Raw genomic sequence first — 5,454 nt, 5'->3', positions numbered from 1 at the left:
CCGCTTCTCGCTCTCCCGCACCGGATGCTCTCGCCACCGGGGCGGCGGGAGCGGTACAGGAATGAACAGGCTAAAAGCGCCGATAGTCCCTGATGTGCGGTTATGTGAATTTCTGCCGGAAGGTTTGCCGCGACATGTCAGTGTTTTACGCACCGTTCACAGGGCCGGCCACACCGGGAAACAGAACCCTGGAAAACGGCACGAGGCCCCGCCCCCAACCGGGGCGGGGCCTCTCGCGGGCCGCGTGCCGGGGGGCGTGCGCGCTGTCCGCGCCCGCTCTCGCGGACACCGCGCCACGGTTCCCGCGCCCGCCCGACCCGGGGGGTCGGACGGAGTCGTGACGGCCACAGGAGGCCGGGGGCGTCCCCGGGGCAAGGTGGGGGACGCCGGGACACCGGGACAGCGTGGGGGACGACCGGGTCGGTCCTCGGTTCCAGATGGTATGCGGAATCACCGCGGTCCGCCGGTGTTCGGGGACGGAGCCCGCGCCGCCACCCCCGGGACGCCTCCCCGACCTGCACCTCCCCGCCCCGTGACCACATCCGGCCACACCCCCTCCGGCCCCCGAGGGCTTCCCGAACGGCCGCGCGGGGGCGGTGGCCGGCACGGCTTATCCTGCTGCAATGACAGCGAAGGGCCGCCACCATGCCCCCTAAGCAGAAGCGCGGCGAGGCCACCGTCGAACGCCTGCTGGCCGCCGCCCTGGAGCTCTACGCCTCACCCGGGCGCCGGTCGTTCACCGTGAACGCCGTCACCGACGCCGGCGATGCCAGTCTGGGAAGCCTTTACCACCACTTCGGCAGCTTCGAGGGCCTCACCGTCGCCCTGTACCTGCGATGGCTGGAGCGCCTGTGCGACCGGATGCACGAGGCGGTGTTCTCCGCCCGCGACGCCCGCCAGGGGGTGCGGGCCCTGGTCGAGGCCTACCTGCGCTTCACCGTGGAGAACCCGGACGCGGCGTTCCTGCTGCACACCTTCGCCGCCTCCGGCCTGGACGAGGAGCACGTGCGGCGGATCCGCCGGGCCAAGGACGAACGGCTCGCCGGGATCATGGCGTGGGTGCGCGAACGCGTGGAGGCCGGGGAGATCGCGCCGATGCCGGGGTCCATGATCGAGGCGCTGGCGATCGGCCCGGTGGCGGAGGTGGCCCGGCGCTGGGCGTCGGACACCTACGACGTGGACCTGGCCGAGGCCGAACGCGTCCTGCCCGACCGCATCTGGCGCTCCCTGCGACCCGACCCGGAGTAAGGCCCGGGGGCCGGGCCGGGCTCCGGGCCCGCGGAGGCCTCCCGTGATGCGCGGACGGACGAATGGTCACCATGTCGTCTCATGGGGTTGTGCTTCCGCCATGAAAAACAGATACTTTTTCTAGAAACTTCTTCTGGAAGAAGTCCGTCCTCCTGCCCCCGAACCGATCGTCCCCTCCTCCGCGGCCGCACGCCCACCGCGGCCGCCGACCCCGAGTCCGGAGGACCACGACCGTGAACAACCCCGACCCGCACCCCGGCCAAGACCCGGACGCGGCCCCGCCACGGAACGGCTGAGCCCGTTCGGCGCGCCGTCACCGCGGGGGAGGACGGACCCCCGCGGGGCGGAGCGCCGTGCGCGCTCAGCCCGCCGACACCCCCTCCGACGTCATCGCCGGCGCCCCCGGGCGCAACCCCTCCACCGCCCTCCGGTGCCGGGCGAGCCGGGCCAGCTCACCGTCCATCCGCTCCAACTCCTCCAGCAGCAGCGGATCCAGGCAGGGCTCCACATCACCCTCGCCCCCGCACACGCACCCCAGAACGATCCGGATCACCCTGGTACCCAGCCCCGCCTCCAACAGGCGACGGATCCGGCGCACCGTCTCCACATCACCGGGCTCGTACACCCGCTGCCCCGCCGCCGTCCGCCGCGGCGCCAACAACCCCTGCTCCTCGTAATACCGGAGCAGCCGCACACCGACACCCGTCCGCGCGGCAAGATCCCCGATCCGCATTTCAGTGATCCGCACCACGTCCCCTTGCCCCTCTCACCGATGTCAGCTCCTAACGTCCTCGCATGACAGAGAACACCACGAACACCCCCGCGCCGCACACCGCCCCTTCACTTCCCCCCGTCTCCCGCATCGGCCTGGGCACCATGCGCTTCGCCGACGCCCCCCACCAGCGGGCCGGGGCCACCGCCCCCGTCTGGAACGCCCCCACCGACCGGGACACCCTCACCGCCCTCCTGCACCGGGCTCTGGACCTGGGCATCGACCACTTCGACACCGCCGACGCCTACGCCCTGGGCGAGGGCGAACGGCTGCTCGGGGAGGCACTGCGCGGCTCGGGCGCCACCATCGCCACCAAGGTCGGCGTCACCCGACCGAGCCCCACCGAATGGGTGCCGCTGGGCCACCCCGCCTACCTGCGCCAACAGGTCGAGGCCAGCCTGCGCCGCCTGGGCACCGACACCATCGACCTGCTCTACCTGCACCGCGTCGACCCGGACGTCCCGGTCGAAGACCAGGTGGAAGCCCTGGCACAGGCACAGCGGGAAGGCAAAGCACAGGCGATCGGCCTGTCAGAGGTCGACGTCCCCACCCTGGAACGCGCCCACGCCGTCACCCCGATCTCCGCCGTCCAGAACCTCTACAACCACACCGCCCGCGACCACGACCCGGTGGTGGACCGCACCGCGGAACTGGGCATCGCGTTCGTACCGTTCTTCCCGGTCGCGATGGGGGAGCCGGCGGCCGCCTCCCCGGTGGCCGAGATCGCCGCCGAGACGGGGGCGACGCCCGTCCAGGTACAGCTGGCCTGGCTGCTACGCCGGGGCGCCCACATCCTGCCCATCCCGGGCACGACCTCGGCCGACCACCTCGCGGAGAACGCGGCGGCCGCACGGCTGGAACTGTCCGACGACCAGGTCCGCCGATTGAACGCCCGGCACCCCTCGAAGGACTGACCCGGAGACGGCCCCGTGCCGGTTCCGAGGCCGAAGCCGACCACGGGACCGGTCGGTTCCGCCCCTACGTCCGCCGCGACTCCGACGACCGCTTCCGGGAGGTCGTGGGCGCGGGCGGATTCGTGCTCCTGGCCGGCGGCCGAACCGGACTGGTGAACCTCGGGGGGACAGCTCCGCGAAGAAGAAGAAGCGGTGGCACCCAGCACTGCACTGCACCGTTGCGGGGCCTGAAGTGCGGCGCAACGATCACCGACGGCGTCACGGAGTCGCCATCCGCATCCACCGCCTCACGACCGTTCGCCGCAGGGGTCACCTTCCACCACGTCCGACACCACCGACTCCGTTCATTCGGACAGGTGGGCCAACAACAGCTCGGTGAGACGCTCGGGGGCGCGCAGAGGCAGGTAATGGTCGGTACCCGGGATCACCTGACCACGGGCGCCGGGGATACCGGCGACGAGCCGCTTCGCGATCACAGCGATCTCAGGGTGATCATGGTCGCCGTGGACGACCAGCGTCGGCGCGGCGATGTCGCCGAGGCGTGCTTCGGCGTCGGGGTGTGGTGAGGGCGTGCAGTACCGCTCGCTCACGATGCGCCGGTGGGAGTTGTCGTCCACCATCTCTTCGATCAGTTCCCCGCCGGGAGCCGTCCGGCCCAGGGGAGCCCACACCGACAGCTCAAGCCGGGCCAGCTCCTCCGCGTCCCGCTCTCGGCGGGCCGCGTCATAGGCCGCCGAATCCGGATCCTCCGGCCACACATGCCCACCGACCGAGCTGCCGACCAGACCCAGCGCCTCCACCCGGTCGGGATACGCGAGGGCGAAGTCCAGCGCGGTCTCCCCGCCCATACTCAAACCCACCAGCGAGGCCCGGCGCAGACCGAAGTGGTCGAGGACCGCCCGAAGATCCTCGACATCGCTGAACGGCCGTTCCGGGGTCGTAGAGCACCCCAGGCCGCGGGCGTCGAAGCGGAACACCTGGTGGTGCCGGGCCAACTCCGGTGCGACGTCATCCCACAGGCGAGAGTCCATACCGGCGCCGTGCAGCAGCACCACCGGGCGGCCGGAGCCACTGTGCTCGGCCCACAGCCGGCCACCTCCGGAGACGGGAATGCGGACATCGGTGACAGGCGGGGCAGCCGGTCCGGTGTTCGTCGTCATGCCGCGATCATCCCAGAGAGCCCGCCCAAGATGTGGCGAATCGAAGGAACACCCGGGGAGACCACCAAAGGTTTGGTCGCCCTGCCGACCCAGGGCCGGTCATAACAGGTCTTTCCGGGTCGGTCAGACATCGAGACGCCCCAGTGACGCACCCCGGAGAAACCCTTGAGGCGCCGCCCGGACGGGGTGAGGGGTCCAATGGCGGCGGCGGGCTCTGGCGAGGGAACGTTGGTGTTTGAGCCGGTTGTGCGCCGAACAGAGGGGTTGGAGGTTGTCGGCGCGGGTGGGGCCGCCCTGGAAGAACTCCACGATGTGGTCGGCCTGGCAGTGGCGCAGTGGGCGGTCGCAGCCGCTGGGCCAGGCGCAGGTGGTGTGGCGGGCGAACGCCGCAGCGCGCATGCCGGGGGAGGCCATGCGCCGTTCTTCCCCCACGTGGGTGACGACCCCGTCCTTGGTGACGGCCAAGGGGCGGAGGGTGCCCCGGGTCAGCCATTCGCGCAGGACCGAGACGGGCAGGGGCTGCCCGGTGTCGGTGGTGGCCGCCTCGCCGGTGGTGGGGTCGCCGGCCAGGACGGTGTCGGGCACGGTGACCTGCAACCGCACCACCGGGGTTTCGGACTCGGTGCAGGCGTGGTGGGTGTGGGCGACGTCCATGGCGGTGAGGAACGCGTCGTAGACCCGCCGCTGCCGTGACCGCTCATCCCCGGGCAGGGTGCCCTCCTCCGGGGGCAGGGTGTAGGAGTCCAGGCAGGCCTGGAGGCGTGCGGCGTCGGCGGCCGAGCCCCAGGCGGAGAAGAGGAACTTGCCGTTGGGGGTGATGTCCAGGCGGGCGCCGCGTTCGGCGTGGGCGCGGGCGTGGTCGTCCTCTAACCGGTCGGGGAGCAGGGCCGCCTGCAACCGGGCGGCGTGGCGGCCGATCTGGGCCACCGACAACACGCCGCCGTTCCAGCGTGTGGCGAGGATGTCGGCCTCCATCACCTCCCGCAACCGGTCGGGGTCCAGGGGCTCGATCCCGTCGGGGAAGGTGGCGTCCTCCAGGGCCTCGACGGCCTTGTCGGTGGCTTTGACCACCGCCACCGCCTCGTCGAGAGAGTACGTCCCGTCGTGGAACGCGGCCTCGGTGGCGGGGAGCCGGCCCTGACTGAAGGTTCGGGCGAGGTTGTACAGGTCGGCGGCCTGACGGGCGGGGATGCGGCAGGCGTGGGTAAGCCACTGAGCCTTTTTCATCCTGAAGGTGCAGGTCACAGCCCCGTACCGGTCTCCCTGAAGCCCTTCTGAACAGCAAGAAGCCCCTGGTAGATGGATTAACGACCAAGAAAACCCGCCCCACCAGAGGCTCCACATGCTGTTCTACCGTGCC

5 protein-coding genes are annotated in these 5,454 nt (G+C 71.3%); 2 read left to right on the top strand and 3 right to left on the bottom strand.

What is annotated here, in order from left to right:
• Positions 1-645: 645 nt before the first annotated feature.
• Positions 646-1,248, top strand: a complete 603-nt coding sequence (locus tag ACJOT3_RS32105) for a TetR/AcrR family transcriptional regulator (RefSeq protein ID WP_406976892.1) — start codon at positions 646-648, stop codon at positions 1,246-1,248.
• Between the two features lie 361 nt (positions 1,249-1,609).
• Here the strand turns inward: ACJOT3_RS32105 and ACJOT3_RS32100 are convergent, their stop codons facing one another.
• Positions 1,610-1,996 carry a MerR family transcriptional regulator gene (locus tag ACJOT3_RS32100; RefSeq protein WP_406976891.1) on the bottom strand — a complete coding sequence of 129 codons (387 nt, stop codon included), beginning with the start codon at positions 1,994-1,996 and terminating at the stop codon, positions 1,610-1,612.
• Positions 1,997-2,043: 47 nt separating this feature from the next.
• Here ACJOT3_RS32100 and ACJOT3_RS32095 point away from each other — a divergent pair, with 47 nt between their 5' ends.
• Positions 2,044-2,934: an aldo/keto reductase gene (locus tag ACJOT3_RS32095; RefSeq protein ID WP_406976890.1), complete on the top strand. Its 891-nt coding sequence runs from the start codon at positions 2,044-2,046 to the stop codon at positions 2,932-2,934.
• 344 nt (positions 2,935-3,278) lie between these two features.
• On the opposite strand, the gene ACJOT3_RS32090 is transcribed toward ACJOT3_RS32095, so the two are convergent.
• Positions 3,279-4,094 (bottom strand): alpha/beta fold hydrolase, encoded by an 816-nt coding sequence (locus tag ACJOT3_RS32090; RefSeq protein WP_406976889.1) that lies wholly within the window; start codon positions 4,092-4,094, stop codon positions 3,279-3,281.
• Between the two features lie 123 nt (positions 4,095-4,217).
• Entirely contained in the window at positions 4,218-5,321 is a 1,104-nt protein-coding gene (locus ACJOT3_RS32085) for an HNH endonuclease signature motif containing protein (protein ID WP_406976888.1), read from the bottom strand.
• Between the last annotated feature and the right edge of the window lie 133 nt (positions 5,322-5,454).

It is taken from the genome of Nocardiopsis protaetiae (assembly GCF_045446735.1).
In the GTDB taxonomy this organism is placed as follows: domain Bacteria; phylum Actinomycetota; class Actinomycetes; order Streptosporangiales; family Streptosporangiaceae; genus Nocardiopsis; species Nocardiopsis protaetiae.
Note: the sequence above shows the minus strand (reverse complement) of the source record. Positions and strands in the feature narration are given on the sequence as shown.